Genomic DNA, 26508 nt, shown 5'->3' on the forward strand with positions numbered 1-26508 from the left:
TGTCGCGGGCAGCGCCGGCAGCACCCCGGGGACGCGGCATTGCCGGGTCAGGAGAAGCGGCGTCCCTCGTCGCGGCGGTACGCCCAGCCCGCGAGTGCCGCCAGCCCGACGATCCACACCCCGAGCATGATCATCGAGAGCGGCTCGGGCTGGAAGTCGCCCACCGCCGTCCACATCAGCTCGACGGCTCCCCGCGTCGGCAGGAACGGTGCGATCGCTTCGATGAACGCGGGTGCCTGCCCGGGTGCGGTGAGCAGACCACCGCCGACGGCCAGCGGGAAGAACACCAGCTGGGCGACCACGATCGCCGCCTTGCTCGGCAGGGCGTAGCCGATGGTCAGCCCCATCAGCGTGAACGGCACGGACACCAGTGCGACGGTGGCGGCGGCGAGCGCGAACCCCGCCACTGTGGTTCGCGCCTCGGTGAGCAGTGCCGCGATGAGCACCACCGGGAGCAGCGACAGGTAGGTGAGGGTCAGGCCGGCCAGCACCCGGCCGGCGAATCGGGGCGCCGACCCCACCGGCAGGGTCCGCAGGTACGGATCCCACGGTTGGGCCCGGTCCTCGGCGACGCCGACGCCGTACTGGAAGACGTTCGCGCTGAGCACCGCGAAGGTGACCATGGCGGCGGTGGCGTAGGTGGCGCCGACGGCGTTGTCACCGACGGCCGGCACCACGAAGAAGAGCATCGCGACTGCGGGAAAGAAGGCGCTGCCGAACACCGCGACCGGGGTCCGGGCGAGTTCCAGCAGTTGATAACGGGCGTGAGCCAGGGCGTACTGCACGGAAGTCTCCTCAGGCGGTGGTCGGCACGCCGGCATCTGCCGGCCGGCTGTCGGCGGTGATGGTGAGGAACGCCTCCTCCAGTGAGGTGGGTCGGACCTCCAGATCGCGGAAGGCCACACCGGCGTTGACCAGGTCGCGGACCAGTTGGTCGGCGTCACCGGTGAGCAGGTGGACCCGCTCCCGGTCCCGTTCGACGCGGACCACGTTCGGCAGTGTCGGCAGGTCGTCGACGGTCAGGCTGACCCGGCGCAGGCCGACCACACCGCGGATGGCCGCGACGCTGCCATCGGCGAGCACCCGGCCCTGACCGATGACCACCACCCGCTGGGCCAGTGCCTCGATCTCCTCCAGGTAGTGGCTGGTGAGCAGGACCGTGCCGCCGTCGGCGTGGAACGCACGGATCGCGTCCCACAGCGCGTGCCGGGCCTCGACGTCGAGGCCGGTGGTCGGCTCGTCGAGCAGGACCAGCCGGGGCCGACCGACGAAGGCCAGCGCCACCGCCAGCCGCCGGCGCTGCCCTCCGGACAGGCCACCGGTCTGCCGTCGGGCCAGATCCGCCAGGCCGAACCGGTCGAGCAGCTCGGCCCGTGGGACCGGGTCGGTAAAGTGCGCGCCCACGAAATCGACCACCTCACCGACGCGCAGCGAGCCGGGGAGCCCGGTCTCCTGCGGAGTGACACCGACCCACCTGCGGTGCGCCGGATCGCGGGGATCGCCGCCGAACAGCAGCACCCGCCCGCCGGTGGGCCGGCGCAGCCCGACGAGCAGGTTGAGCAGGGTGCTCTTGCCGGCTCCGTTCGGCCCGAGGAGGCCGACCAACTCGCCGACCGACACGTCCAGGTCGACCCGGTCGAGGGCCAGGACGTCACCGTAGCGTCGGGTGGCCTGCTCGGCCCGGGCGAGGATCATGGCGTCTCCTTGGAATCGGCGGGTGCGAGCAGCGCACGGATCGCCTCCGTGTACTCCTCGAAAGCCAGGCGACCGCGACGGGTGAGGGCGATCAGGGTCACCGGGGTACGACCCCGGTGGGTCTTGGTGACGGCGACGTACCCGGCTTCCTCCAGCCGTCGCAGGTGCACCGAGAGGTTCCCCGCGGTCATCCCGAGGACCTCCTGCAAGCGGGGAAAGGTGACCTGATCACAATCGGGCAGGGCGGACAGGGAGGCGACCACCCGAAGACGAGCCTGGGCGTGAATGACCGGGTCGAGTTCGGTCACGGCCGACCCCGGCGACGGAGCCAACCGAGCATGCCGGCGAGGAGCATCCCGCCGCCGCCGGCCACTGCTACGACCAGGGCGTGCCAGCCGGGGCCGGCAATGGTGCCGAGCACGTTGACCACGGTGATCCAGACACCGAGCAGGAACAGGGCACGGTCCAACCAGACCGCGCCCCCCGCCATGTGCAGGATGCCGGTCAGGCCCACCGCGAGGGACGACCAGAGCAGGCCGACGAGGTCCGGCGGGAGGCTGTCGGACAACCGGCCGGCGAGCACGAAGACGGTCAGGAAGCCCAGTCCCCAGGACCAGCCGTACCAGGCGCCGCGTCGGGCGGACTCCCCGGTCACCTGCCCGTACGCCCGTGCACCGGCCACCGCGGTGAAGGTACCGGCGGCGGCCAGCAGGACGAACAACACAGTCAACGGCAGCCAGGAGGGCATCTCGACAAGGGGCGTGCCACCCGGCGAGTAGTAGAGGAAGTGGAGCCCGAAGCCGATCAGCCAGGCCAGCCCCCAGGGCCAGTAGTAGGCACGTGGGTCCGGTTCGAACTGGCGGGCGGCGGTCGCCCGCTGCTCGTCGATCAGTCGCAGGGCGGCGGCCGGGTCCTCGGGTGGCAGATCTTCGTCGGCGATCACGCAAACTACTTTAAGACGCAAAGTCAAGCGTACCGACGGCGGCCCCACCCGCGACCCGGCGCATCGTCGGTCCGCGGACCGGCAAGCGTCCGCAGACCGACGTGCACCCGGTCAGCGCCCGCAGGTCACAGTGATCCCCTGCGGCACAGTGCTGGCCGAAGCGAGCAGCCCGAACGTGGTGGTGCCGCCCGGCGCGACGGTGCCGTTGTACGGTGCGTTGCGGACCGTGACGTCAGCGCTCGCGCCGTCCAGCACGCCGCCCCAGACCGACTGAAGCCGCTCGTCGCCGGACCACCGCCACCGGACGTGCCAGCCGTCGAGTGACTCGCTGCCGGTGTTGCGTACGGTGACCGTGGCGACGAAGCCGCTGCCCCACCGGGCGTCGATCGTGGCCGTGGCACCGCACACAGGCAACGGTTCGGTTCGTGTCGGCCCTCCGATGATGTACGGATCGCGTCGGTCCTCGACGTCACTGAACCGGAACCAGTACTCGGTGTCCGGGGTCAGCCCGTCGACAGTGACCTGCCCGTAGCGCTCCATGCCGGTGCGCGATACGGCCACGGAGTTCTGCCACTTCTCCGCGTCGTCACGGCTGGTGAAGAGCAGGACCCTCATCGGCAGGTCGTAGCCACACGGTGGGCCGTTGAACTGCAGGGTGTAACTGATGGTGATGGTGGTGGCGGTGACGTCGGTGACCCGGCCGGTGACCGGCAGCGCCGGTGGGCAGGCCACCGTCGGCGTCGGGGTCGGCGTCGAGGTCCCACTCGGGCTCGGGCTCGGGCTCGTGATCCAGGTAGGGCTCGGGTTCGGGGTCCACAGGGGGGCCAGGGGCGGGGCAGCCGGAGAGTCGGCGGCACCGGCCGCGGTGACCAAGGCGACAGCGGCCAGGGTCGCGGCGGTCAGCACCACACCGAACGTGCGGAGCATCGGTTACCTCCAAGGACGGTGACCGGCCGGGCCGACTCTGCGCCGATCCCGGTGGCCGGTACGGTTGTCAGGCACCGCGACGAAACGGCTGCCGAGGTGTCGACAGCGGACGTTCGCGGTGGCACGACGGGGAACGGAATGCCCGGATCGGATGAACGCGCGGCGCGCCCACGCCGTCGCGCGACCGCACCGGCTCCCGGATGCGATCGATGAGCCTGAGTCTCGCAGTTGAGGTCGACCGACACAACAGCCGGTGTGCCTCCTGAGCACCGTCGGTGACGGCGTCAGCCCATGGACTTCGCGCCGTCGATGGCCTCCCGGATGATGTCCGCGTGCCCGGCGTGCTGGGACGTCTCCGCGATGATGTGCAGCAGCACCCGCCGGGCCGACCACTGGGCGCCCGGCTCGAACCAGGGCGCCTCCGGCAGCGGGTGACAGGCGTTGAGGTCGGGCAAAGTGGCGACGATCTCGTCGGTGTGGCGCGCCACCTCGTCGTACGCCGCGAGGATGCCGGCCAGGGTCTCCCCTGGCAGCATCTGGAGCGACTGGGCGTGGCGCTCGTAGGCGCCCGGGTCGTTCGAGCTGCCCAACGCCACCGGACCCTTGAGGATGAAGTCGGCCCAGCCACGCTCGGTGTACGCGACGTGCTTGATCACACCGCCCACGCACAGCTCGCTCACGGTGCTGCGCTCGGCAGCCTGCTGGTCGGTGAGGTCCCGCGCGGTGTTACGCAGATGAAAGCGGTGCTGGCGCAGCGCCTGGAGCAGGTCGGCGCGCTCGGCTGGCCTGTCGGTTTCGGTCATGGTCGGCCCTTCGTCGGCGGTCAGCCGGATGGTATGGGCCACCTCCGACAGTTCCCTTCGCCGACAGCGCCGGGCCTACGACGTCGCCAGCGCCTCGCGCATCCGGTTGATCTCGACGCCCTGCTCCACCACGACGCTGCTGGCCAACTCGTTGACTGTGACGTCGGAGCCCAGCGTCAGCGCCTCCTTGCCCATGTCGATCGCGCCTTGGTGATGATCGGTCATCATGGCGACGAACATCTGATCGAACTCGGCGCCCCGGGCGGCGGTGAGGCGATTCAGCGCCTCCGCCGACTGCATGCCGGACATGCTGTGCCGATGGTCGCCACCAGAGTCACGGTCGAGGCCCCGATCGGCCAGCCAGGCCTCCAACACCTTGATCTCCGGCCCCTGGGCGGCCAGGATCCGATCCGCGATGATCTTCAGCTGCGGATTCTCGCCCCGTTCCCCCACCAGCCGGGCCATTACGAGCGCCTGCTCGTGGTGCGGAATCATCATGGTCACGAAGCGGACGTCGGCGTTGTTGTGCGGTGGGCGCGGCATCGCCGACATCTCGTTCGCCGGCAGCGACTTCGCCGGCTCCCCGGGACGTCCGGGCATCAACACCGGTGCAGTGGCGTCCGGTAGGCCGGGCAGTTCGATCGGCGCCGGGGTGCTCGCCGTCGTCGCCGGCTCCGGGTCGCCGTCCGGCCACCAGACGACCAGCGCCACCCCGACGGCCAGCACCGCCAGTACCGCCAGCTCGATCAGCACCAGCCTGCGCGATCGCCCGAGAAGCTCCCGGATCCGTACACCCAGCACCACGTGACTCCTGCCGTCGGTCGAGGATGGCGGGGATGTTAGCGCGGGGCTGACCTGCGGCGGGAGTGCGCGGCCCGGCGAAAGGATCGGTTGGCCCCACCTGCGGCAATTTGCACCCCGACTGCGCCCTTCGTGTTGCTGAACCGTGACCACAAGGCCGCCGATCTCCTCGTCCCGGTGGCGTTATGGTCCCGCTACCCCTGCTCATCCTTGACGAAGGGTGTCCTACATGTCCGATCCGACCCCACGAGGGAGCCGAAGGCTGGCCATCAGCCTGGCCGCGACCGCCGCCCTTCTCCTCACTGGCGTGGCCGCCGCACCGGCGAGCGGCGCCACCGAGTCCACCACGAACGCCATCCCGGGAATCGACGAGATCGTCAGCTCCCCCAACCTTCAGCAGATCGCCAACATCCCGAAGTTCGGCGGCTTCGCCAGCGAGAGCGCGTACAACTCGGATCTGGCATTCCAGGGCGACTACGTCTTCGCCGGCAACTACAACGGCTTCAACGTCTTCGACATCAGCGACCCCACCTCGCCGCAGGTGGTCAGCCAGGTCGTCTGCCCGGGCGCGCAGGGCGACCCGTCGGTCTTCGGCGACCTGCTCTTCCTCGCGGTCGACTCGGCGCGCAGCGACGACTCGTGCAACAGCGGCAGCGGTTCGGTGGCCCAGGAGAGCTCCTGGGAGGGTGTCCGGATCTTCGACATCAGCGACAAGGCGAACCCGCAGTACATCAAGTCGGTCCGTACCGACTGCGGGTCGCACACCCTCACCCTGGTGCCGAGCAAGGACGACCAGAGCGTCTACGTCTACGTGCAGTCGTACAGCCCGTCGAGCAACGCGTTCTACTGCAAGCCGCCGCACGACAAGATCTCGATCATCGAGGTGCCGCTGGACAACCCGACAAGCGCCTCGGTGGTGGCCACCCCGGTGCTGTTCCCCGGTACCGCTGGCAACACCAGCACCAGCGGCTGCCACGACATCACCACCTACCCGGAGCTGGACCTGGCCGCTGGCGCCTGCATGGGTGACGGCGTGCTGATGGACATCTCCGACCGGGAGAACCCGGTGATTCTCAGCCAGGTCCGGGACACCAACTTCGCGTTCTGGCACTCGGCCACGTTCAACAACGCCGGCACCAAGCTGATCTTCACCGACGAACTCGGCGGCGGCAGCGGTGCGATCTGCACCAGCAGCTACCGGACCAACCAGGGCGCCAACGCCATCTACGACATCGTCGGCAGCGGCACCGACCGGGAGCTGGTCTTCAAGAGCTACTTCAAGATCCCTCGGGAGAACAGCAGCCTGGAGAACTGCGTCGCGCACAACGGCTCGCTGATCCCGGCGATGGGCCGCGACATCATGGTCCAGGCCTGGTACCAGGGCGGCGTCTCGGTCATCGACTTCACCGACTCGGCGAACCCGGTCGAGATCGCCTTCTGGGAGCGGGGCCCGCTCTCGGACACCCGCCGCATCCTCGGCGGGGCCTGGTCGACCTACTACCACAACGGATACATCTACTCCAATGACATCCAGAAGGGCTTCGACGTCCTCAAGCTGGACGACACGCGTACCAACAACGCCCGCGCGGTGGCTTTCGCGGAACTGAACGTGCAGACGCAGCCGAGCTACCCGGCCTGCACCACGGTCCTGACCGGACGCCACAACGGCAGCATGACCATCAGGACCGGGATCACCTGTATGGACGGGGTGACCCAGAACGGCGCGATCAAGGTCAACCCGGGTGCCGGGTTGATCGTGTTCAACTCGAACCTGAACGGTTCGATCCACGCGGTGAACGCCTCGGTGGTGTCGATCGTGGAGAGCCGGGTGAACGGTTCGGTGGACGCCATCGGCGCCACCATCCGTGACAGCAAGGTCAACGGTTCGGTGCGGACGAGCTGATCCGTACGTTCCCTTCAGACAGCACCAGAACTCCGGCCCGGCGGGACGACCCGTCGGGCCGGAGCCCTGTCCCGGGGAACGCACCCGGACGTGACGTCCTGGCACGTACGCCGAGCGGTGGCTCTTGACCGCGGACGGTGACCCGCTTAGCTTCATCGATCAGGAAGGTGTCTTTACTGATTTCGCTCACCCCTGCCGGGAGTGCCGATGCGATCATTCCGTCCCCGCCGACTCACCACCCTTGTCGCCCTGAGCGCCCTGCTGGTCACCGTCGCCCCGCCGACCGCCGCCAACGCGAGCGGCAAACCGGGCCGCAGCAGCGGCTACCACCGGGTCGGCTACTTCACCCAGTGGGGCATCTACGGCCGGGCGTTCCCGGTCAAGAAGCTCGACACCTCCGGCGCGGCGAGCCGCCTCACCCACGTCAACTACGCCTTCGGCAACGTGAGCGAGGACGGTAGGTGCCATGTGGACGGCGGTCCGGGCGAGGGTGACGCGTGGGCCGACTATCAACGCCCGGTGCCGGCGGAGGAGAGCGTCGACGGGGTCGCCGACGCCTGGGGCGAGCCGCTCAACGGCAACTTCGGCCAGTTGGCCAAGCTGAAGGCCAAGCATCCCGACCTGAAGGTGATGATCTCGCTGGGCGGGTGGAGCTGGTCCACGTACTTCTCCAACGCGGCCCGCACCGACGCCTCCCGCCGGGCCTTCGTCGCCTCCTGCATCGACCTGTACCTCAAGGGCAACCTGCCGATCCTGGACGGCGGCAGCGGCGGCCCCGGTGCCGCCGCAGGCGTGTTCGACGGCATCGACCTCGACTGGGAGTGGCCCAACTGGCCCGGTGAGCCCGGCAACGTCATCCGCACCGAGGACCGGGAGAACTTCACCGAACTGCTCGCCGAGTTCCGCCGGCAGCTCGACGCGTACGGCCGGCAGACGCGTCGCCACCACCCGCTCACCGCTTTCCTCCCGGCCAACCCGGCCACCATGGACGCCGGCTACGAGGGTCGCAAGATCTTCAAGTACCTCGACTTCGCCACCGTGCAGGGCTACGACTTCCACGGCACCTGGGAGACGGTGACAAACCAGCAGTCGGCGCTGCGCGTGCCGAAGGGCGCCCCGGACGACCCGGACTTCTCCGTCGAGGTGGCGATCGACGGCTGGATCGCCCGTGGGGCGCCCCGACACAAACTGGTCCTCGGCATCCCCTACTACGGCCAGGGCTGGACCGGCGTCACCGGTGGCGGGAACGGGCTGTTCCAGCCCGCCGCCGGGCCCGCTCCCGCCACCCACGCCGCCGGGTTCGAGGACTACAAACAGCTCAAGAACCTGACCCGCGGCGGCTTCACCGTCCACCGCGACCTGCGTGCCGGACACGCCTGGCTCTTCGACGGCACAACCTTCTGGACGTACGACGATCCGGCGGTCGTGCTGCAGAAGACGCTCTACATCCGGCGGGCCGGCCTGGGCGGGGCGATGATCTGGTCGCTCGACGGTGACGACGACCACGCCACCCTGACCAGGACGATAAGCCTCGGGCTCACCACCGGATAGCCGTACCGGTCTCCGCCCGCCGTCCGCCCCGCACGGGTGTTGGACGGCGGGCGGTCACCCCAGAATCCCCTCGTGGAGCGCCCGGAGCACGGCGTTGGTGCGGTCCCGGGCGCCGAGCTTGGTGAGGATCGTGGAGACGTGGTTCTTGACGGTTCCCTCGGCGAGGAAGAGAAGATCGGCGATCTCCCGGTTGCTGTAGCCGTGCGCCACGAGCCGCAGCACTTCCTGTTCGCGTTCGGTGAGGCTCGCCACCGGTGGCGCCTCCGGTCCGGCCGGGGACGGCCCGGAGCGCATCGCCCGCAGCATCCGATCGGTGATCGACGGGGCGATGAGCGTGCCTCCGTCGGCGAGCGTCCGAATCGCCCGGGTGAGCTGTTCCAGCGTGACGTCCTTCAGCAGGTAGCCCCGGGCACCCGAGCGCAGCGCGGCGAGCACGAGTTCGTCATCGTCGAACGTGGTGAGCACCAGCACCGGGATGTCGATGTTCTCCGCGCGTAGCCGTTCCAGCGTCCAGATGCCGTCGAACTGGGGCATCCGCAGGTCGAGCAGGATCACATCGGGCGAGGTACGCGCGATCACCGTGAGCGCGGCGCGGCCGTCGTCGGCCTCGCCGACCACGTCGACCCCGGCGACCTCCAGCAGCCCACGGATGCCCTGCCGGATGAGGGTCTGGTCGTCGACCACCACCACCCGGGTCATCGGGCCGGCACCCGCGCGGTCACCCGGAACCCGTCGCCGCCGTCGACGGCCAGGTCACCGCCGAGGGCGGCGAACCGCTCGCTGAGGCCACGCAGCCCGTTGCCGAGCGTCGGTTCCGGTGCTCCCCGACCATCGTCACGGGCGTCCAGGACGGTCTCCCGTTCGTCGCCGGTCACCGAGATCCGCAGGCTACGCGCGTCGGCGTGCCGGATGGTGTTGGTGACGATCTCCTGAGTGGCCCGGACGAACGCCGCACTGTCGTCCTCGTCGATCCGTACCCCCGGGGACACGTCGATTGTCACATCGAGCCCGGGCAGGTCCCGGGTCACCCGACGCAACGCCTGCTCAAGATCGGGACTCTCGGTCCGCAACTGCCCGACCGTGGCCCGCACGTCGCCGAGCAGGTCCCGGGCGACCCGGTCGGCCCGCTCAAGGTGGGTACGGACGGCCGGACCCTCCAGGTGCCGGGCGGTCTCCAGCTCCAGCGTCAGCACGGTCAGCTGATGCCCGATCAGGTCGTGCAGTTCGCGGGAGATGCGCAGCCGCTCCGCCGTGGCGGCCGACTCCGAGAGCAGGACGCTCGCGGCCTGCAACTCGACATGTGCCTCGGCCAGCTCGCGGCGCATTCGCTGCTCCCGCAGCAGGGTGACCGAGCTGAGCAGCGTCGCCACCTGGATGAGCAGGTAGAAGATCAGAAGCATGGCGCCGTCGGCCGGAGCCCGCGTCAGCGACGCCGCAGCGAACGTGATCACCAGCGTGTTGGCGACCACGACCGCCAGACCCACCGGCACCGGCACCACGTACACACTCACCGCGGCGGTGAGGACCAGCAGCACCGGCAGCAGTCCCAGGTTCGACGCGGTAAGCAGTAGGGCCCAGGCGGCGGCGACGGTCACCGCGAACGCCATGTACCGCACCACCCGGGACACGCGGGTGGCGACCGAGACGAGCAGGGCAGCCAGGTACCCGGCGAACAACGCGATCCACCAGCCGCGCGGGATTGTGGTACCGAGAGCCCCGAAGATCCCCGGGCCGGCGACGGCGAACGCGACCACGAGCATCGCGAGGCCGGACCATTCGTCTGTCCCGACCCGTCGCATGATCCCCACTCTAGGTCGGGCCGCGGCGGACCCACCTGTGCCGAAAGTAATGCCCGAAGGTGATGACTTTCGGGACACGACACGGCCCGGGACCGCTCGTAGCGTCGAGGTATGAACAACGCCGAACCGGCGATCCTCGCCGACAACCTCGCCAAGAGCTACCGCAGCACCCGGGCGGTCGTCGACGTGAGTCTGCGGGTCGAGGTCGGCGAGGCGGTGGGTGTGGTCGGCGCCAACGGCGCGGGCAAGACGACCACGGTCGAGATGATCGCCGGGTTACGCGTACCCGATCGGGGGTGGGTACGCGTACTCGGCCTCGATCCGCGCCGCGACCGGGCACGGCTGCGGCAGGTCCTCGGCGTGCAGTTACAGCAGGCATACCTGCATCACGCGCTACGGGTGACGGAACTTGTCGATCTCTACCGGAGCTTCTACCCCGACCCCCGGCCGACCGACGAGCTGCTGGACATGGTCGAGCTGACCGAGCAGCGCCGGACCAGCTTCGACAAGCTCTCCGGCGGCCAGCAGCAACGGCTCTCCATCGCTCTCGCCATCGCCGGTCGGCCCCGGGTGGTGATCCTCGACGAACTGACCACCGGCCTGGACCCCAAGGCTCGCCGCCGGATGTGGAACACGGTCGAGCAACTCAGATCGGACGGGGTCAGCGTGCTGCTCGTCAGCCACACCATGGAGGAGGTCGAGCGGCTCTGCGACCGCGTCGCGGTGCTCGACGGCGGACGGGTCATCGCGCTCGACACCCCGGCAGGTCTGGTCGCCCGCGCCGGCACCGCCACCCTCGACGACGCGTTCGTCGCGCTCACCGGCAGGCAACTGGAGGAAGAACCCGCATGAGCACCCTCGTCGAGGCCCGCCGCCCCGGGATCCGTTCGCTGGTCACCCTCATCGGGTGCGAGGCGAAGATGGTCGTCCGGGACACCGCCGGGCTGGTGGTCCCGCTCTGCCTGCCGCTGCTGATCATGTTGACGAGCGCCTCGTCCGCGAGCCGCACGACAGTCGACAACGGGCGTACCGCGCTGGACCTCTACGTCCTGCCGCTCGTGTTCACGATGGTCATCGCGATCATCGGCATCATCAACATGCCGAGTTTCCTCGCCTACTACCGGCGCTCCGGGATCCTCCGCCGGCTCGGGGTCACCCCCGCGTCACCCGCCATGGTCCTCGCCGCCCAGGCCATCGTCAGCGTGCTGCAGGCACTCGTCGGCATCACCGCCGCCCTGGTCGTCGCGTTCCTGGCCTTCGGCGCCAACCCGCCCGCCAACCTCGGCACGGCGCTCGGAGTGGTCGCGTTGGCGATGGCGGCGATGTACAGCACCGGCATGATCGTCGCGGCGGTCGCGCCCAGCCCCAACTCCGCCGTCGCCATCGGCCTGGTCGCCTTCTTCATCCTCGGCGCCCTCGGTGGCATGTTCGGCGGCCGCGACTCGCTGCCCGAACCGCTCGCCGAGGTCGGCGGCTGGCTGCCGTTCGGCGCGGCCGTCGAGGCACTGTCGGCCGCGTGGGCCGGCGCGACGGTACCGGCGGCACACCTGATCGGCCTCGGCGCGACGATCGTCGTCGGAGCCGTGGTGGCGGGCGTGCTGTTCCGGTGGGAATGACCCACCGCCCACCGGCCGGCCGGTCGCACCGAGCCAGCCGAACGGCGCCCGGAAGGCGGGATGCCGGGACCGGCCGGTCAGCACCCTTCGGCGGTGAGCAGGTAGTCGTCCGCCTCGGCGCTCCACCGCAGACCCACCGCCCCTTCCGTGGCGGCGGCCTTGCAGAACTGCAGAAAGCCGCGATAGCCCAGCTTCTTCTCGCTGAAGTCCGGCCGCACCCGCCGGAGCTGGTTCTTCAGGCCGGACAGGGCCACCTCGCCGGTCTCGCCGCCGAGATCCCGTACCACGGAACAGAGCAGCGCGAATGCCGTCTCCCGGTCGCCGTGCTCCGGCAGGGAGACCTCCGGATCGCCCTTGGCCGGGCCTTCCGCCAGCTCGATCACCCGAAGTTCGGCGAGGTGGCGCAGCAACTCGCCGAAGGTGCGGAACCCGTAGTCGGACTCGCTGAACGTGGGGTCCTTGCGCAGCAGGGTGCGCTTCAACCGCGAGGCGGTCACCTCCCCACCGGAGCTGCCCTGTAGACCCGCGACGGTCTGGGCGACGAGGACGGCCAACGCGTCGGCGTCCCGGGCCGGCTCCCCGGTCGGCGGCGCCTCGGCCGCCACCTGCTCGACGGGCTGCGGCTCCGGCTCGGGCAGCCGGGCCGGGCGGGTCCGCCGCCCCCGCGTCGGCAGGATCTCGACGCCCTCCAACCGGTCATAGAAGAGGAACTCGTCGCACGCCGGCGGCAGCAGCGCCGAGGTCGAGTTCTCCACCCCGACGCCGATCACCTGCTTGTTGAGTTCGCGGAGCTTGTGCACCAGCGGCGTGAAGTCGCTGTCGCCGGTGCAGAGGACGAACGTGGAGATGTACCCCCGTTCGAAGGCCAACTCGATCGCGTCGACGGCCATCTTGATGTCGGCGGCGTTCTTGCGGGTGGCTCCCATCCGCTGCGGAATCTCGATCAGCTCGACGTGCGAGCGGGTCAGCATCCGACGGTCCTCGTCGAAGTACGACCAGTCGGCGTACGCCCGACGCACCACCACCCGGCCGCGCTCGGCCAACGCGTCGGCGATCGGCCGGAAGTCGAACGTCGCCCCACCGTGGTGGTCGCGCACCCCCAGCGCCAGGTTCTCGTAGTCCAGAAACAGGGCGATCCGGTCTTCATGCTCCACCCGGGCAGCGTACGTCGGGTGTGCGCACCATCGGGCCCGGTGCCGTGGCACCGCGCCGAGACGGACCGTCATGGACAGCGGTTACCATCGCCCGATGGATCTTCGCGGCACGATCAGCCCGGACCGTCCGCTGCTCGTCCTGGCCATCGCCGAAGAGGCCGCGTACCTCGACGCGGGGCTTCCGGTGCTGCTGACCGGGATGGGCAAGGTCAACGCCGCGGCCGCGGTCGCGGCGACACTGGCCCGCTTTCCGCCGCCGTCGGTCCTGGTCAATCTCGGCACCGCGGGCGCTCTGCACCCGGGCTGGACCGGCACCCACGAGGTCGGCAGCGTCCTCCAGCACGACCTGGACACCGAGTTCATCCGTCGGCTCACCGGCCAGACCGTCGGCGCACCGCTGGCCCTGGGCGACGGCCCGACCCTGGCCACCGGTGACCAGTTCATCGCCGATGACGAGGCCCGCGCGGCACTGGGCCGCCGCGCTCAGCTGGTGGACATGGAGGGGTACGCGGTGGCGTCGACGGCGCACGCGTTCGGCGTACCGGTCCGGGTGGTGAAGCAGGTCAGCGACGAGGCCGGCACCGGCGCGGACCGTACCTGGAAGGAATCGGTGGACGGCTGCGCCCGCGTCCTCGCCAGCTGGGTACGGGACAACCTCTGACCGTCGTGTCGCGGCCATCTCCACGGGGTGGCCTGCGGCGAGCGGCACGTTTGGCGCAGCGAAGTCCCTCTAGCCGCGCTACTGCGGCTACGGATTGGAACGGTCATGGAGCTGTCGTCACGCATGACGATCATCATGCGAAGTGGTGTCCGAGGGGTCATCGCCGCGATGGCGATGTCCGGGCTGCGCCAGGCCACCACCTCCCTGAATCTCGTCCAGAGTTCACCGCCGAAGTCGGTGATGGAGAAGCTGGTGCCCGGACTGCTCGACCGGTTGCCCGGCGATCAGCACCCGGCGGCCCTGGCGGCGGCGCACTGGAGCTACGGGCTCAGCGCCGGGCTGGCCTTCGGCGCGCTGCCGAAACGCCTACGTCATAAGATCTGGGTCGGCCCGCTCTACGGCATGGTGTTGCTGCTCGGCTTCCACGCCACCATCGCGCCGGCCCTGGGCATCGACCGGCGGCTGACCGACTGGCACGAACAGGTGGCCCTGGTCGCTGACCATCTCCTGTACGGCATCGTGGTGGCCGGCTTCCCGATGCCGCACCGGGACTGACAGCCAGCTATCCGCACCGGCGACACCGCACACCCGTCGTGCCGAGCCTGCCGACGCGCCGCACCGCGCGTCGGCAGGCCGCCGCCAGGTCAGGCGCCGCCGGCCAGGTCGCGTCGGCGGAAGACGGACACGGCCGCCTGGGCGAGAGCGCCGGCGAGGACGGTCAGTACCACGACCGCGACCACGTTGACGTCCTCCAGCGGATACTCCCCGACGTGCTCGAAGGGCGACAGCCGCAACAGGCCCTCGGGAAGCTCCAGGATCGGGGCGAAGTAGCCGGCGATCAGCCCGTAGCCGAGCACCACCCAGATCACCGGCAGCATCCTCGGTACCGCCGCGTAGAGCAGGGCAGCGGCCGCGAGGACCAACCAGACCGCTGGAGTGTGTGCGAGGTGGCCGATCAACAGGTCACCGAGCAGGCCCGCGTCGCCGGTGCTCGCCGCCGCGCCGACGCCCATGCCCACACCGGCGACCAGCAACAACCACGGTACGCCGAGCGCCACGACGGCGACGTGGCTGCCGAGCCAGGCGGTCCGGCTCACCGATGTCGCAAGCACCGGCTCGGCCCGTCCCTCGGTCTCCTCGGCGCGCAGCGACTGCACGGCTAGCACCGCGTAGACGCCGACGACGAGCGCCATGGTCAGACCCATCATGCCGAGGTAGCCGGCGAGCAGGTCACCCGAACCACCACCCATGACCTCCACCAGGTCCTCGGGTGCGTTCTCGAAGCCGTCGAGCAGGGGCTGGGTGAACGAGCCGTAGGCCACGCCGGCCACCAGCAGCGCCGCGCTCCAGCCGATCAGGCTCGCCCGGTGCAGCCGGAACGCGAGCGTGAACGGGCCGGCCAACCAACTCGCGGCCCGTGGTGAACCCGGGCGGGGCGGCACCAGGCCGGCGCCGAAGTCCCGCCGCGCCGACAGGACGTAGCCGGTGACGGCGGTCGCCCCCGCGAAGGCCAGTGAGACGGCCAACGGCCACCAGCGGTCGTGGACGTACGCGGCGGTCTGCTGGGACCAGCCGATCGGCGACAGCCAGGAGAGCCAGGACGGTCCGCTGCCCTGCACCGCCGCCATGTCGCCCAGACCGCGCAGCACGAACGCGGCACCGAGCGCGGCACCGGCCATGCCGGAGGCGGCCCGCGGGTACTCCGACAACTGGACGGTGACCGCGGCGATGCCGGCGAAGGTCAGGGCCACCGCACCTACCGAAGCGCCGAACACCATGGACCCGCCCACGTCGAAGCCACGGCTGGTCATCATCGCGCCGATCAGCAGCGCGACCAGCACCGCCATCACGGCGGTGAGGGCCAGTGCGGCGGTCAGTTGGGCGTGCCTACCGACCACGTTGGCGCGGACGAGCTCGGCCCGGCCGGTCCGTTCCTCGGTCCGGGTGTGCCGGACCACGGTGAGCAGGCCCATCAGGCCGGCGCCGAGCAGAATGTAGAGGCCGTACTGGCCGGCGAGGAACCGTTCGATGGTCAGGTCGTCGAAGCCGAAGCCGGGTCCACCGAACAGGGCTCCGGCGGGGCTGCTGGTGAAGGCGGTAAGCCCGGCCAGGTCCTCCGGACTCTGCGCGATGGTGTCCAGCGCGGCGGCGAAGTAGGTCATCAGCAGCGGCAGACCGAGTGTCCAGGCGGGCAGCCGGATCCGGTCACGGCGCAGCATGAACCGCAACAGGCTGCCGATTCCGGTGACGGCGGTGCCCGGGCCGGTGCCGGCCGGTGCCGCGCGGTCAAGCGTCGTCGCGGCCATCACGCCACCTCCGCCGCACCGTTGTGGACGGGCCGGTCACCGTAGTGGCGCAGCAGTAGCTGTTCCAGCGTCGGCGGCCGGACGGTCAGTCCCTGCACACCCAGCTCACCGAGTTCGCGTACCACGACGGCGAGTTGGTCGCCGTCGACCTCGAACCGGATCTGGCCGCCGTCGGTGCGCAGCCCGTGCACGCCGGCCAGGTTGGCCAGGCCCTCGGCCGGCCGGTCCGTGACGGCCTCGACGGAGGTGCGGGTGAGGTGACGCAGGTCGGTGAGCGACCCGGTCTCGACGATCTTTCCTTGCCGGATGATCGAGATCTGGTCGGCCAGCACTTCGACCTGGGCGAGGATGTGGCTGGACAGCAGGACGGTGCGCCCGGCGTTCTTGACCTCTCGGATGCACTCCTGGAACACCGCCTCCATCAACGGGTCCAGACCGGCGGTGGGCTCGTCGAGCAGGAGCAGCTCGACGTCGCTGGCCAGGGCCGCGATGAGGGCCACCTTCTGCCGGTTGCCCTTGGAGTAGGTGCGGCCCTTCTTGCTCGGGTCCAGGTCGAAGCGCTGGCACAACTCGTCGCGGCGGACCGGGTCGGTGCCGCCGCGCAGCCGGGCGAACAGGTCGATCGCCTCGCCCCCGGTGAGGTTGGGCCACAGTTCCACGTCGCCGGGCACGTAGGCGAGCCGCCGGTGCAGGGCGACCGCGTCGGCCCAGGGGTCACCGCCGAGCAGCTGGGCCTGGCCGGCGTCGGCGCGCAGCAGCCCGAGCAGGATCCGGATGGTGGTGGACTTGCCCGCGCCGTTGGGGCCGAGGAAGCCGTGCACGGTGCCGGCGTCGACCCGCAGGTCGAGCCCGTCAAGTGCCTTGACCCGGCCGAAGGACTTGTGGATGTGGTGAATGTCGATGGCAGCAGTCATGGTCGTGGACCTCGTTCGAGGTAGCCCCGGGCATGCCGGGGTGCGATGTGGTCAATCGACGGATCCGGGCAGCGGCTCGCCGGATCCGGTGTGATGCGCTTGGTACGCGGATGAGTGGGCCACGCAGTCGCGTGGTGGCGGTCAGCTCGCCGTACCGTCGGTGCCGGCAGCGTCGTGTGGAGCCGGCGGCGGATCCGGCACGTACATCAAGTACTCGTCGAGCATGGACCGGTCGACGAGCAGCCCCTCGGTGAACAGTTCCAGGGCCGGCAGGGCGAGTTCGCCCATGTACTGACGGAACAGGGCGGGAAACCTCTCGGGCTCCGCGTCGGCGCCGTGCAGGGTGAACCAGAGCAGCATGCTGCCGGTCGCCTGATAGGCCAGGTAACGGGTGCGGGCGGCCCGGTCACGGCTGGGCCGCACCACCCCTGCCGCTTCCCCGGCGGACAGGTACGCCTCGGCGTCGCTGATCATGTGCTCGATCAACTGGGCCGCCAGCTCCCCGCCGGCCTGCATGCTACGCAGCAGGTACTGCACCATCGGCGCGAACTGCTCGACCTGGGCCATCTGCGCCAGCAGCATCGTCCCGGTGCCGTCGGTAAGCGCCTTTTCCTTCTCCCGGCGCATGAACTCCAGCACCCGCTCGTCGCAGGCGCGGCGCAGCCCGTCCTTCGAGCCGAAGTGGTGAACGATCAGACCGGCGGTCACCCCGGCGTCGGCGGCGATGGTGCGCAGCCCGGCCCGGAAGCCGTCGCGGGCGAACCGCTCGATGGCGGCGTCCCGGATCCGGCTCGCGGTGGCGGTCTCGCCATCGCGTTCCCCCGAACCCCCGCCCAAGGACGTCACGGCACCAGATTAAACACTTGTTCAATCGCCCGGCAAGCCCTCCGTCGCCGCAATCCTGCGAGACGCCTGAGAATGACCTGATGACCTCGCTCACCATCCGCGAACGCCAGCCGGCCGACCTGCCCGGATGCGTCGATCTGCTGGCCGAGGTGCACCGCGTCGACGGCTATCCGCTCAACTGGCCGAGCGATCCGACCCGCTGGTTGTGCCCGCCGCAGCTGTGGCGGGCATGGGTCGCCGAGACCGGCGACGGCAGCGTGGTGGGGCACCTCGCCGTCCACCGCACCCCGCCGACCGGACACGGCGCTCCCGGCCGCCCCACGGCCGAGGTCGCCCGGCTGTTCGTCGCACCCACCTTCCGCCGCCGTCGGGTCGGTGCCCACCTGCTCCGGCAGGCGCGGCAGTGGGTGGCGCAGCAGCACCTTGACCTGACCCTGGAGGTCGTCGACCAGGGCCGCTCACCAGCCGTCGCGCTGTACGAACGGGAGGGCTGGCGACATGTGGCAACCGAGACCGCCAGGTGGAGTGCGCCCGACGGCTCGAAGGTCATCCTGCGCCGTTTCGTGCTGCCCACCGGAGACGGCCCAGGTCAGGGGCTGCCCGGCCGGTAACGGGTCTATGTGCCTTCGGTCTGCTCAGTCGGGCTCGGGAGCGGGGATCTCACGGAGACCGCTCTCGTCTAGGCGCAGCCACCGCTCGACACCGATGTCGCTCAGAAACCGTTCGTCGTGGCTGACCACCACGAAGGCGCCCCGGTAGGCGTTCAACGCGTTCTCCAGCTGACCCACGCTGACCAGGTCGAGGTTGTTCGTGGGTTCGTCGAGCAGCAGCAGGTGCGGTGCCGGCTGCGCGTACAGGACGCAGGCCAGGGTGGCGCGTAGGCGCTCGCCGCCGGAGAGGACGCCGACCGGCAGCTGGGCGCGGGCCCCCCGGAACAGGAACCGGGCCAGCAGGTTCATCCGCTCCGACTGCGGGCGGTCCGGGGCGTACGCGGTGAGGTTCTCCAGCACGGTACGGTCCGCGTCGAGCAGGTCCAGTCGCTGCGACAGGTAGGCCACCCGGCCGTCGGCGCGACGTACCTGCCCGCCCTCCGGATCCAGCTCGCCGAGCAACAGACGCAGCACTGTGGACTTGCCGACGCCGTTGGGGCCGGTCAGCGCGATCCGTTCCGGGCCACGGATGGTCAGGTCGACGCCGTCTCCGGCGAACAGCGTCCGGGTGCCGTACCGCACCTGCATCCGCTGGCCCTCGACCAGGGTCCGGCCGGCCGGAACGTCGGTCTCCGGCAGCTCCAACGCCAGCGTCTGGTCCTCCCGCAGTGCCCGGCCGGCCTCGTCGAGCCGCGCCTGCGCGTCGCTCACCCGGCTGGCATGTGCCTGCTGGGCCCGACCCGCCGACTCCTGGGCGCTGCGCTTGAGCCCACCGGCGACGATGCGGGCCAGGCCCGCGTTGCCGAGGTTGCGGGCGGCGTTGCCGGCCCGCCGCTCGGCGCGTTCCCGGGCCTGCTGCATCTCCCGCTTCTCCCGCTTGACCTCCAACTCGGCGCTGCGGACCTGACGCTCCGCAAGCTCCCGGGCGGCCCGTGACGCCTCCTCGTAGGCGGTGAAGTTCCCGCCGAACAGGCGCAACTGCCCGCCCTCGAGTTCGGCGACCCGGTCCATCCGGTCCAGCAGCTTCCGGTCGTGGCTGACCAGCAGCAGGCAGCCGGACCAGTTCCCCAGCACCGCGTAGAGCCGCTGCCGGGCGTCGATGTCGAGGTTGTTTGTCGGCTCGTCGAGCAGCAGCACGTCGGGACGCCGGAGCAGCTGCGCGGCCAGGCCGAGGGAGACCGCCTGCCCGCCGCTGAGGGTGTGCAGGCGACGGTCCAATGCCACCTCGCCCAACCCCAACCTGTCGAGTTCGACGCGGCTGCGCTCCTCGACGTCCCAGTCGTCACCGACGGCCGCGAAGTTGTCCTCGCTGGCGTCGCCGGCCTCGATCGCCCGCAATGCGGTAAGTGCCGGGGCGACACCCAGCACCTCCGCCACGGTCAGGTCACCGGTCAACGGAAGGTTCTGCGGCAGGTAACCGAGCACCCCCTCGACCGTCACGCCACCACCGGTGGGTACGAGGTCACCGGCGATCAGGCGCAGCAGCGTCGACTTGCCGGCACCGTTCGGCGCAACCAGGCCGGTGCGACCCGGCGGCACGGTGAAGGACAGGTCCCGGAACACGAGGGTGTCGTCGGGCCAGGAAAAGGACAGATTGGTGCAGACGACGCAGACGTCGGACATCGCAGGAGACCTCGGGAAGGAAGCCGGAACGCCACCGGCGCCCCGGTCAGGCAGACAGGGCCACGACACGACAGGCCGCCAGCACGGCGGCAGGGCTGCTCACCCCGAGATGTCGTCGTCCCCCGAAAGCATGTCGCGCTCTCCTCGCTGCGTACCGCGCGGTTGATCCGCCGGGCCAAGCGTAGCAAGTGCCGGTCCGGCCGGCTGCGAACCGCACCCACCCGCCGAGCCCCGAATCCCGGCGGGTGGTGCGCATCTGTCGGGTGCTTGTCGCCGATCAGGAGCGGCTGCGGCCGCGCACCCGGAGATAGAGCAGCGCCGCCCCGGTCACCGCGACCGGCCAGAGCAGGTAGACACCGGTCATGGCCAGGAGGAACAGCACCACGCCGATGGTCACGGCGGCGGCGTACCAGGCCGCGCTGCGGCGGGGCAGCAACCGTAGCGCCGCCGCGACGCCGATGACGTAGACGGTGATGAAGGAACCGGTGGCGAGCAGCACCAGCGGGCGGGTACCGAAACCGGTGACGAGTACCGCCCCCAGCGCCAGGAAGGCCAGGGTGGCGGTGACGGCGAGGCTGCGGCGGGGCACCTCGCCGGCGACGCTCCCCCGGGCGAGCCAGCCGGGCAGGGCCCCGTCGCGACCGAGCGCCGCACCGAGCTTCGCCGCGCCGGCGTAGTAGGCGTTCATCGCACCGAAGGTCAGCAGCAGCGCCGCCCCGGCGACCAACCAGCGGGCGTCCCCGCCGAGCGCGACCGCGAACAACTCGCCAAGCGGTGCCGCGGACCCCGCCGCGGCCGAGCCGAGTACGGCGACGGTCGCGAAGGCCACCGCCAGATACAGCACACCGACCACGACGACCGCTGCGGCGGTGGCCCGGGGAAGGTCCCGCTCTGGACGGCGGAACTCACCGGTCAGGTGGGTGATCGCCTCCCACCCGACGAAGCTCCACATCAGCAGCGCCGCCGCGGGGCCGACGGCCGTCAGGCCGCGTGGGGCGAAGGGCGCGAAGTTCGCGGCGTCCGCCTGCGGCAGCGACAGCAGCACCGCCGCCAGCAGGAACGCGACAAGCACCCCGGCGAGCGCGAGTTGGACCCGCCCGGCGAGTTGGACACCGGCGTGGTTGGTGACGGTGACCGCGACCATCAGCAGTACGGCGGTGACCGCGACGGTGGGGGTACCGCCGCCGACCGCCGCCTCGACGTAGGCGGCGCCGAACAGTGCCGCCGCGGATGCGGCCGGCGGTACCGCGAAGTAGAAACACCAGCCGACGACGGCCGCCGCCCGCGGTCCGAAGGCCATTCGGGCGTACGTCGAGACGCCGCCCGCGTCCGGGTGGCGGGAACCGAGCGCGGCGAACGTGGCCGCCAGTGGAGCGGAGACGATCACGAGCAGCAGCCAGGCGAGCAGCGAGGCGGGGCCGGCGGCCTCGGCCGCCAACGCCGGCAGCGCGATCACGCCGGTACCCAGGACGGCGCCGACGTAGAGGGCGGCGCCCTGGGCGGCGGTGAGCCGTCCGCCGGTCGCCGGCGTGGCACGGGTCTGAGTCATGTGATCACCGTCGTCCGGGTCAGCCGGCCTGGACAGCCGGATTGGCGCCGAGCTGCGTTAGATTTCTGCCATGCGTCCGCACGTCGTCGCGGTGGCGGTGACCGACAACCTGCCGATCTTCGAGCTGGCGGTCCCGCAGGAGGTGTTCGGCACCGACCGGCGGGACATCGTCGACCCGTGGTACGAGCTGCGCCTGTGCGCGGCCGAGCCGGGCCCGTTGCGTACCACGGGCGGCGCCTGGCTCGACCCCCCGTACGGCTTGGACGACCTGGTCGAGGCCGACACCGTGCTGGTGCCTGGCTGCGCCCGGCCGACCCAGACCAGTCCCCCGGCGGAGCTGGTCGAGGCACTGCGCACGGCGTACGCACGGGGCAGGCGCATCGTCGGCATCTGCACCGGCGCGTACCCGATCGCCGCGGCCGGCCTGCTCGATGGTCGCCGCGCCACCACCCACTGGATGAACGCGCACGACTTCGCCGGCCGGTTCCCGCTTGTCGACCTCGATCCCCGGGTGCTGTACGTGGCCGAGGGCAACATCTTCACCTCGGCGGGCACGGCCGCCGCCATCGATCTGTGCCTGCACCTGGTACGGCAGGATCACGGGGCCGCAGTGGCCAACGAGGTGGCCCGGCGGATGGTGGTGGCACCGCAGCGGGGCGCCGACCACACCCAGTACCCGCCACCGCCGGTGCGGGGAGTCTCCCCGGCCGACCTGAGCCCGGTGCTGGAGTGGGCTCGGCAACGCCTCGACCGTCCACTGTCGGTGAACGACCTGGCCCGCGCGGCCAACCTGAGTCCGCGCACCCTGGCCCGCCGATTCCGCGACTCCCTCGGCACCACGCCGTTGCAGTGGCTGTTGGAGCAGCGGGTCCGGTTGGCGCAGGAACTGCTGGAGACCACCGAGGATCCGGTGGAGCGGATCGCCCACCGCACCGGCTTCGGCAGCGGCGCCAACCTGCGCCAGCACTTCGGCCGGATCAGTGGGATGACTCCGCAGACCTACCGGCACGTCTTCCGGTACCGGGTCGGCGCCTCGGCCCGTCCGGTGGTGACGCAGCGGCCGGCCGGGCAACCACTCCGATAGGCAGAGCAGGGTCGCCGACCGCGCCGATTCGGCGGCGGCCGGCGTCGCGTCGTTACCGGAAACTTCCGGAAGTTCTGGTCACAGCGGTGGTCTCGACATAGCATGCACGCGCTTAAATCCGTCCGAAGGCCCACGTCAGACACACCCTGCCAGCACCCGAACTCGCATAAAGGGATACCGATGCGCCTCTGGAACCTCTCCCATCGATCACGACGTCGATCCCGAACCATCGCCGTGCTCTCCTCGGCCGCGCTCGTGGCGGCGATCGCCGTGGCACCCGCGCCGGCGGCCGCCGCGGAGGTCGTCCTCGCCAACGATTTCGAGTCCGGCTCGTACACGCCGTGGGGACCGCGCGGTGACGTCACCCTCGCCATCACCGACGAGGGACACGAGAGCGACAGCAGCTTGTCGGTCACCGGCCGTACCGCGAACTGGCAGGGTCCGGCGACGAGCGCGACGGCGCTGTTCCGACCCGGTACGCAGTACTCGGTCACCGCCTGGGTGAAGCTGCCGGCCGGCACCGAGGGCACCGCCGGTGTGCACTTCACCGTCGAGGCGACCCCGGCCGGCGGTGGCGACAACACCTACACCTGGATCGGCGGGGACGTTCCCACCACCGCCGACAGCTGGGTGCAGATCGGCGGTACCTACACGCTGCCCGAAGGGCTCAGCGCCGCCACCCTCTACGTCGAGGCGGCGGAGAGCACCCCGTTCCTCCTGGACGACGTGCTGATCACCGCCCCGGACGGTGGACCCGGCGGACCCGAGCCCGGCACCGTCGTCATCGACACCGACTTCGAGGACGGGCTGGACGGCTGGGGCCCGCGCGACAGCGGTCCGGGCGCCCCGACTGTCGAGATCAGCGACGTCGCGCACGGCGGCGCGGCCGCGGCGCTGGTCACCGACCGGGCCAACCAGGGCGCCGGACTGGGGCGTGACGTGGCCGGCCTGTTCGAGGCGGGCGTCACCTACGAATTCAGCGCCTGGCTGCGGTTCGCCGAGGGCCAGCCGACCGACCAGATCTGGCTCAGCCTGGCCAGCACCTCCGGCGGTAGCCAGTCGTTCAGCACCCTCGCCCAGTTCGAGTCCATCACCAACACCGGCTGGACCGAGGTGACCGCCCGGTTCACGATGCCCGCCTCGGACGAGGCGCTGCTCTACTTCGAGACCCGCTGGCAGGGCGCGGACGTGGCCGGCAACACCAGCGACTTCCTGGTCGACGACGTCGTGGTCCGGGTACCCGAGCCGCCGGTCATCGAGGACCTCACCGGCATCCACGAGACCACCGACTTCCCGGTCGGCGTGGCGATCGACGCCCGGGAGACGGTGGGCGGCGGAGCGGAGCTGCTGAACCGGCACTTCAACCAGGTCACGCACGAGAACCACATGAAGCCCGAGGCCTGGTACGACGACGAGCGCACCTTCCGCCCGCACGAGCAGGCGCTCGCGGTGATGGACTTCGCCCGCGACAACGACCTGCGCGTCTACGGTCACGTGCTGGTCTGGCACAGCCAGACTCCGGCCTGGTTCTTCCAGGACGCGGACGGCCAGCCGCTGAGCACGTCCGCCGCACACCAGCAGCTGCTGCGCGACCGGCTGCGAACCCACATCTTCAATGTCGCCGAGTCACTGTCCGACCGCTACGGCCCGTTCGGCTCCCCCACCAACCCGTTGTACGCCTGGGACGTCGTCAACGAGGTCATCAGCGACAGCGGCGAGTACGCCGACGGCCTGCGCCGCAGCGAGTGGTACCGGATCCTCGGCGAGAGCTTCATCGACCTGTCGTTCGAGTACGCGCACGAGGCGTTCAACGAGGTCCACGCCGTACCCGGCAGCGACCCGGTCACCCTGTTCATCAACGACTACAACACCGAGCAGAGTGGCAAGCAGGCCCGCTACCGGGCGCTGGTGCAGCGGCTGGTCGACCGCGACGTGCCGATCGACGGCGTGGGTCACCAGTTCCACGTCTCGCTGGCCACGCCGGTCAACAGCCTGGAGACCACGTTGGAGGCCTTCGCGGAGCTGCCGCTGACCCAGGCCGTCACCGAACTCGACGTCACCACCGGCACTCCGGTGACCCAGGCCCGGCTGATCGAACAGGGCTACTTCTACCGGGACGCCTTCCGGATCTTCCGGGAGCACACCGACGACCTGTTCGCCGTCACGGTCTGGGGCCTCACCGACGGCCGTTCGTGGCGGTCGGCCAACGCGCCGCTAATGTTCGATGACAACCTGCGGGCCAAGCCCGCTTACTACGGAGCTGTGGACGGCGAACTGCCGGCGCGCCTGCGTACCGCGAACGTCTTCGCCGGTGACGTGGCCCTCACGGCCGCCGCACCGAAGGACCTGACCTGGCGCAAGCTTCCACTGCACCCGATCGAGGACACGGCGCGGTTCCAGCTGCGCTGGACGCCGGATCATCTGACCGCGTACGTCACCGTCGACGACGCCTCGGACTCCGGCGACGACCGGGTCACCTTCGCTCTGGGCGACGAGACCTACCGGGTCTCCCGCGACGGCAGCGGCGACGTGCCGGCCGTTGCGGCCGAGCGGGACGGCGGCTACCACCTGGTCGCCCACCTGCCGCTCGCCGATGCCGCCGAGGGCGACACCCGCGCCTTCGATGTACGGGTGACCGACAACGGCACCACCTCCGGCTGGAACACTCCGGGAGCCGTCGGCACCCTGAGTCTGGTGGAGGAGCTGTCGTACCTGGAGGTGCGCGAGACGGCCAGCGCGCCGGTGATCGACGGGGCCGTGGACGCCGTCTGGGCCCAGGCCGGCTCGGTCACCACCGCCAAGCAGGTCTCCGGCACCGACGGGGCGGCCGCGAACGTGCGCACCCTGTGGCGGGGCCAGACGCTCTACGTACTGGCCGAGGTCACCGACCCGGTGGTGGACGTCTCCGGTTCCGACCCGTGGACCCAGGATTCGGTGGAGATCTACGTCGACGCCGGCAACGCCAAGAACGGCCCCTTCCGCTACGACGACACCCAGATCCGGATCAACGCCGACAACGTCGTGTCGTTCGGTACCGGTGACGAGGCGTTCCAGGCCGGGCGGCTGGAGAGCGCCGCGGTGCGTACCGCCACCGGCTACACCGTCGAGGCGGCGATCAGCCTGCTCGAATACGGTGGCCTGGGCACGTTCCACGGCCTGGACTTCCAGGTCAACGACGCGTCCGACGGCGCCCGCACGTCGATTCGCAACTGGGCCGAACAGAACGGCGAGGGCTACCAGACCACCGCCCGCTGGGGTGTGGGTCGGCTGGTCGCCGGCTCTCCGGTGGAGATCACGATCGCCCGGACCGCGCGCTGGTACTCCGACAGCGGAGGCGGCTACTGCGCGACCATCACCGCCACCAACAACGGCGACAAGGCCGTGGAGTGGACTGCCGTCGTCGATCTGGAGGGTGACATCTACAACGCCTGGAACTTCAAGCGGGAGCGGCTGGCCGACGGCCGCTACCGGATCCGTGGGGTGGACTGGAACCGGACCCTGGCTGCCGGTGCCAGCACCTTCAGCATCGGGTACTGCGCCAACCTGTGACATCCGGCCAGACCATGTCGGCTGACCATGCCGGCCGGGTCGAGGCGGTGAGGTAGCTCCGGTGGCGGCCATCGCTCGTTCAGGGCGGTGGCCGCCATCCGCATGTCCGGGTCCGGTGTACCGGAGGTGACCTG

At 70.6% G+C, this 26508-nt stretch carries 23 protein-coding genes and 2 pseudogenes; 9 read left to right on the plus strand and 16 right to left on the minus strand.

Features of this window, described 5'->3' with window-relative positions; genetic code table 11:
- Positions 1-47: 47 nt before the first annotated feature.
- The 7 genes from AB0I71_RS21340 to AB0I71_RS21370 all read right to left on the minus strand — a co-directional run bounded on the left by AB0I71_RS21340 (position 48) and on the right by AB0I71_RS21370 (position 5169).
- Positions 48-785 (minus strand): ABC transporter permease, encoded by a 738-nt coding sequence (locus AB0I71_RS21340; RefSeq protein ID WP_357587174.1) that lies wholly within the window; start codon positions 783-785, stop codon positions 48-50.
- A gap of 10 nt (positions 786-795) precedes the next feature.
- Positions 796-1695, minus strand: coding sequence for an ABC transporter ATP-binding protein (locus AB0I71_RS21345; RefSeq protein WP_357587176.1), 900 nt, complete (start codon positions 1693-1695; stop codon positions 796-798).
- Positions 1692-2003 carry a transcriptional regulator gene (locus tag AB0I71_RS21350; protein ID WP_204007518.1) on the minus strand — a complete coding sequence of 104 codons (312 nt, stop codon included), beginning with the start codon at positions 2001-2003 and terminating at the stop codon, positions 1692-1694. The genes AB0I71_RS21345 and AB0I71_RS21350 overlap by 4 nt, the downstream gene beginning before the upstream one ends.
- Positions 2000-2638: a transporter gene (locus AB0I71_RS21355; RefSeq protein WP_357587179.1), complete on the minus strand. Its 639-nt coding sequence runs from the start codon at positions 2636-2638 to the stop codon at positions 2000-2002. The genes AB0I71_RS21350 and AB0I71_RS21355 overlap by 4 nt, the downstream gene beginning before the upstream one ends.
- A 111-nt stretch (positions 2639-2749) precedes the next feature.
- A complete protein-coding gene (locus tag AB0I71_RS21360) occupies positions 2750-3565 on the minus strand; it encodes a cellulose binding domain-containing protein (RefSeq protein ID WP_357587181.1) in 816 nt (271 codons plus the stop codon).
- A 284-nt stretch (positions 3566-3849) separates the two neighbouring features.
- Positions 3850-4410, minus strand: a complete 561-nt coding sequence (locus AB0I71_RS21365; protein ID WP_357587183.1) for a DinB family protein — start codon at positions 4408-4410, stop codon at positions 3850-3852.
- A gap of 33 nt (positions 4411-4443) precedes the next feature.
- The gene (locus AB0I71_RS21370) at positions 4444-5169 is read right to left on the minus strand and encodes a DUF305 domain-containing protein (RefSeq protein ID WP_357587185.1); all 726 of its coding nucleotides are present in this window, start codon (positions 5167-5169) and stop codon (positions 4444-4446) included.
- 229 nt (positions 5170-5398) lie between these two features.
- Here AB0I71_RS21370 and AB0I71_RS21375 point away from each other — a divergent pair.
- Positions 5399-6790, plus strand: a pseudogene (locus AB0I71_RS21375) (hypothetical protein); the annotation flags it as partial.
- Positions 6791-7279: 489 nt separating this feature from the next.
- The gene (locus AB0I71_RS21380; protein ID WP_357587187.1) at positions 7280-8623 is read left to right on the plus strand and encodes a glycoside hydrolase family 18 protein; all 1344 of its coding nucleotides are present in this window, start codon (positions 7280-7282) and stop codon (positions 8621-8623) included.
- 54 nt (positions 8624-8677) lie between these two features.
- Here the strand turns inward: AB0I71_RS21380 and AB0I71_RS21385 are convergent, their stop codons facing one another.
- Positions 8678-9322 (minus strand): response regulator transcription factor, encoded by a 645-nt coding sequence (locus AB0I71_RS21385; protein WP_357587189.1) that lies wholly within the window; start codon positions 9320-9322, stop codon positions 8678-8680.
- Positions 9319-10422, minus strand: a complete 1104-nt coding sequence (locus AB0I71_RS21390) for a histidine kinase (RefSeq protein WP_357587190.1) — start codon at positions 10420-10422, stop codon at positions 9319-9321. The genes AB0I71_RS21385 and AB0I71_RS21390 overlap by 4 nt, the downstream gene beginning before the upstream one ends.
- 111 nt (positions 10423-10533) lie before the next feature.
- Between AB0I71_RS21390 and AB0I71_RS21395 the strand changes: the two genes are divergently transcribed.
- Entirely contained in the window at positions 10534-11274 is a 741-nt protein-coding gene (locus AB0I71_RS21395; RefSeq protein ID WP_357587192.1) for an ABC transporter ATP-binding protein, read from the plus strand.
- A complete protein-coding gene (locus tag AB0I71_RS21400) occupies positions 11271-12038 on the plus strand; it encodes an ABC transporter permease (protein WP_357587194.1) in 768 nt (255 codons plus the stop codon). The genes AB0I71_RS21395 and AB0I71_RS21400 overlap by 4 nt, the downstream gene beginning before the upstream one ends.
- Positions 12039-12115: 77 nt before the next feature.
- Here the strand turns inward: AB0I71_RS21400 and AB0I71_RS21405 are convergent, their stop codons facing one another.
- On the minus strand, positions 12116-13192 hold the full coding sequence (locus AB0I71_RS21405) for an NYN domain-containing protein (RefSeq protein ID WP_357587196.1): 1077 nt from the start codon (positions 13190-13192) through the stop codon (positions 12116-12118).
- Between the two features lie 94 nt (positions 13193-13286).
- Here AB0I71_RS21405 and AB0I71_RS21410 point away from each other — a divergent pair, with 94 nt between their 5' ends.
- On the plus strand, positions 13287-13853 hold the full coding sequence (locus AB0I71_RS21410) for a nucleosidase (protein ID WP_357587198.1): 567 nt from the start codon (positions 13287-13289) through the stop codon (positions 13851-13853).
- Between the two features lie 123 nt (positions 13854-13976).
- Positions 13977-14408: a hypothetical protein gene (locus AB0I71_RS21415; protein WP_357587200.1), complete on the plus strand. Its 432-nt coding sequence runs from the start codon at positions 13977-13979 to the stop codon at positions 14406-14408.
- A gap of 89 nt (positions 14409-14497) precedes the next feature.
- On the opposite strand, the gene AB0I71_RS21420 is transcribed toward AB0I71_RS21415, so the two are convergent.
- From AB0I71_RS21420 to AB0I71_RS21435, 4 genes and pseudogenes are all read right to left on the minus strand, one after another.
- A complete protein-coding gene (locus tag AB0I71_RS21420) occupies positions 14498-16159 on the minus strand; it encodes an ABC transporter permease (protein WP_357587202.1) in 1662 nt (553 codons plus the stop codon).
- A complete protein-coding gene (locus tag AB0I71_RS21425) occupies positions 16159-17073 on the minus strand; it encodes an ABC transporter ATP-binding protein (RefSeq protein WP_357587204.1) in 915 nt (304 codons plus the stop codon). The genes AB0I71_RS21420 and AB0I71_RS21425 overlap by 1 nt, the downstream gene beginning before the upstream one ends.
- A 141-nt stretch (positions 17074-17214) precedes the next feature.
- The gene (locus AB0I71_RS21430) at positions 17215-17700 is read right to left on the minus strand and encodes a hypothetical protein (protein WP_357587272.1); all 486 of its coding nucleotides are present in this window, start codon (positions 17698-17700) and stop codon (positions 17215-17217) included.
- Positions 17701-17733: 33 nt separating this feature from the next.
- Positions 17734-17919 (minus strand): annotated as a pseudogene (locus AB0I71_RS21435) (helix-turn-helix domain-containing protein); the annotation flags it as partial.
- An 80-nt stretch (positions 17920-17999) separates the two neighbouring features.
- Between AB0I71_RS21435 and AB0I71_RS21440 the strand changes: the two are divergent.
- On the plus strand, positions 18000-18530 hold the full coding sequence (locus tag AB0I71_RS21440) for a GNAT family N-acetyltransferase (protein ID WP_357587206.1): 531 nt from the start codon (positions 18000-18002) through the stop codon (positions 18528-18530).
- A gap of 24 nt (positions 18531-18554) precedes the next feature.
- Here AB0I71_RS21440 and abc-f read toward each other — a convergent pair whose 3' ends face one another.
- Together abc-f and AB0I71_RS21450 are read right to left on the minus strand one after the other, a co-directional pair.
- The gene (gene abc-f, locus AB0I71_RS21445; protein WP_357587208.1) at positions 18555-20192 is read right to left on the minus strand and encodes a ribosomal protection-like ABC-F family protein; all 1638 of its coding nucleotides are present in this window, start codon (positions 20190-20192) and stop codon (positions 18555-18557) included.
- Between the two features lie 277 nt (positions 20193-20469).
- Positions 20470-21741 carry an amino acid permease gene (locus tag AB0I71_RS21450; protein ID WP_357587210.1) on the minus strand — a complete coding sequence of 424 codons (1272 nt, stop codon included), beginning with the start codon at positions 21739-21741 and terminating at the stop codon, positions 20470-20472.
- 70 nt (positions 21742-21811) lie between these two features.
- Here AB0I71_RS21450 and AB0I71_RS21455 point away from each other — a divergent pair, with 70 nt between their 5' ends.
- Entirely contained in the window at positions 21812-22825 is a 1014-nt protein-coding gene (locus AB0I71_RS21455) for a helix-turn-helix domain-containing protein (RefSeq protein ID WP_357587212.1), read from the plus strand.
- A gap of 180 nt (positions 22826-23005) precedes the next feature.
- Positions 23006-26374 (plus strand): endo-1,4-beta-xylanase, encoded by a 3369-nt coding sequence (locus tag AB0I71_RS21460; protein ID WP_357587214.1) that lies wholly within the window; start codon positions 23006-23008, stop codon positions 26372-26374.
- The last annotated feature ends 134 nt before the right edge of the window (positions 26375-26508 follow it).

It is taken from the genome of Micromonospora sp. NPDC049891 (assembly GCF_040660295.1).
Taxonomy (GTDB): domain Bacteria; phylum Actinomycetota; class Actinomycetes; order Mycobacteriales; family Micromonosporaceae; genus Micromonospora.